Annotated in this window: 1 rRNA gene; it reads right to left on the minus strand. The window is 53.9% G+C overall.

Annotated elements, in window-relative coordinates:
• A 23S ribosomal RNA gene (locus KNP98_RS15775) occupies positions 1 to 2,869 on the minus strand; the annotation flags it as partial.
• Positions 2,870 to 2,962: the final 93 nt, after the last annotated feature.

A 2,962-nucleotide genomic window follows, 5' to 3' on the forward strand; every position in this document is an offset into this window, starting at 1 on the left:
CCATGCTTCCACCCGTGACCTATCTACCTCATCGTCTCTGAGGGGTCTTTCTTGATTACTCAAAGGGAAATCTCATCTTGGAGGGGGCTTCATGCTTAGATGCTTTCAGCATTTATCCCGTCCGCACGTAGCTACCCAGCGATGCTCCTGGCGGAACAACTGGTACACCAGCGGTGCGTCCATCCCGGTCCTCTCGTACTAAGGACAGCTCTCCTCAAATTTCCTGCGCCCACGACGGATAGGGACCGAACTGTCTCACGACGTTCTGAACCCAGCTCGCGTACCGCTTTAATGGGCGAACAGCCCAACCCTTGGGACCTACTCCAGCCCCAGGATGCGATGAGCCGACATCGAGGTGCCAAACCTCCCCGTCGATGTGGACTCTTGGGGGAGATCAGCCTGTTATCCCCAGGGTAGCTTTTATCCGTTGAGCGATGGCCCTTCCATGCGGAACCACCGGATCACTAAGCCCGACTTTCGTCCCTGCTCGACTTGTAGGTCTCGCAGTCAAGCTCCCTTCTGCCTTTGCGCTCTACGAATGATTTCCAACCATTCTGAGGGAACCTTTGGGCGCCTCCGTTACTGTTTAGGAGGCGACCGCCCCAGTCAAACTACCCGCCTGACACGGTCCTCCAGCCGGATTACGGCTGCGAGTTAGAGACTCTATGCATGAAGGGCGGTATCCCAAGGGTGACTCCTCCGAAGCTGGCGCTCCGGTCTCGACGTCTCCCGCCTATCCTGTACATCATGCACAAAGCCTCAATATCAGGCTGTAGTAAAGCTCCATGGGGTCTTTCCGTCCTGTCGCGGGTAACCTGCATCTTCACAGGTACTATGATTTCACCGGGTCTCTCGTTGAGACAGTGCCCAAATCGTTACGCCTTTCGTGCGGGTCGGAACTTACCCGACAAGGAATTTCGCTACCTTAGGACCGTTATAGTTACGGCCGCCGTTTACTGGGGCTTCGGTTCAAAGCTTCGCTTGCGCTAACCCATCCCCTTAACCTTCCAGCACCGGGCAGGCGTCAGCCCCTATACGTCATCTTGCGATTTAGCAGAGACCTGTGTTTTTGCTAAACAGTCGTTTGGGCCTATTCACTGCGGCTCTACTCATGTAGAGCGTCCCTTCTCCCGAAGTTACGGGACCATTTTGCCGAGTTCCTTAACGAGAGTTATCCCGCGCGTCTTAGAATTCTCATCCCGCCTACCTGTGTCGGTTTACGGTACTGGCACCTTCCACCTCACTAGAGGCTTTTCTTGGCAGTGTGAAATCGTGACCTTCGTCCCTAGGGGACTCCGCGTCGTTCCTCGATCTTGGTGCCTGACGGATTTGCCAATCAGACGATCTCGAAACTTACACATGCACTTCCATCCGCATGCGTCACTATCCTCCTGCGTCCCCCCATTGTTCAAACGGTGGATCGGTGGTACAGGAATATCAACCTGTTATCCATCGCCTACGCCTTTCGGCCTCGGCTTAGGTCCAGACTAACCCTGAGCGGACGAGCCTTCCTCAGGAAACCTTGGGCTTTCGACGGAGGGGATTCTCACCCCTCTTTTCGCTACTCACACCGGCATTCTCACTTCCAAACGCTCCACTGCTCCTTCCGGTACAGCTTCACAGCGGTTTGGAACGCTCCCCTACCATTCCTTACGGAATCCGCAGCTTCGGTGGTATGTTTAGCCCCGTTACATTTTCGGCGCGGCGCCACTCGACTAGTGAGCTATTACGCACTCTTTGAATGGTGGCTGCTTCTAAGCCAACATCCTAGCTGTCTAGGCAGCGCCACATCCTTTTCCACTTAACATACACTTTGGGACCTTAGCTGGCGGTCTGGGCTGTTTCCCTCTTGACTACGGATCTTATCACTCGCAGTCTGACTCCCGAGTATAAGTTGCCGGCATTCGGAGTTTAACTGAATTCGGTAACCCTGTGGGGGCCCCTAGTCCAATCAGTGCTCTACCTCCGGAACTCTCAACCTCGAGGCTAGCCCTAAAGCTATTTCGGGGAGAACCAGCTATCTCCAGGTTCGATTGGCATTTCACCGCTACCCACACCTCATCCCCGCACTTTTCAACGTGCGTGGGTTCGGACCTCCAGTCAGTGTTACCTGACCTTCATCCTGGACATGGGTAGATCACCTGGTTTCGGGTCTACGACAACGCACTATGGCGCCCTATTCAGACTCGCTTTCGCTACGGCTCCGCCTCATCAGCTTAACCTCGCGCGCTATCGTAACTCGCCGGTTCATTCTACAAAAGGCACGCCATCACCCATTAACGGGCTCTGACTACTTGTAGGCATACGGTTTCAGGATCTATTTCACTCCCCTTCCGGGGTGCTTTTCACCTTTCCCTCACGGTACTGGTTCACTATCGGTCACTAGGGAGTATTTAGCCTTGGGAGATGGTCCTCCCGGATTCCGACGGGGTTTCACGTGTCCCGCCGTACTCAGGATCCACTCTGGAGGGAAAACAGTTTCAGCTACAGGGCTGTCACCTTCTTCGGCCGACCTTTCCAGGTCATTCACCTACTGTCTTCCTTTTTGACTCCGTATAGAGTGTCCTACAACCCCGGAGAGCATGCTCTCCGGTTTGGGCTGTTCCCGTTTCGCTCGCCGCTACTCAGGGAATCGCATTTGCTTTCTCTTCCTCCGGGTACTTAGATGTTTCAGTTCCCCGGGTCTGCCTCACGCTACGCTATGTATTCACGTAACATGTCCCATCCCATTACGGATGGTGGGTTCCCCCATTCGGAAATCCTCGGATCAAAGCATACTTACTGCTCCCCGAAGCATATCGCTGTTCGTCGCGTCCTTCATCGGCTCCTAGTGCCAAGGCATCCACCGTACGCCCTTCATACCTTGATCTAGCATTTTGGTATTCTAAGAACACACGTCTAATGACATGGTTATAAAAAGTTTGATGTCTTGTTGATGTCTTCAGTTTTCAAGGTGCGAGTG

The organism is Exiguobacterium sp. s127 (assembly GCF_018618695.1).
In the GTDB taxonomy this organism is placed as follows: Bacteria; Bacillota; Bacilli; order Exiguobacteriales; family Exiguobacteriaceae; genus Exiguobacterium_A; species Exiguobacterium_A oxidotolerans.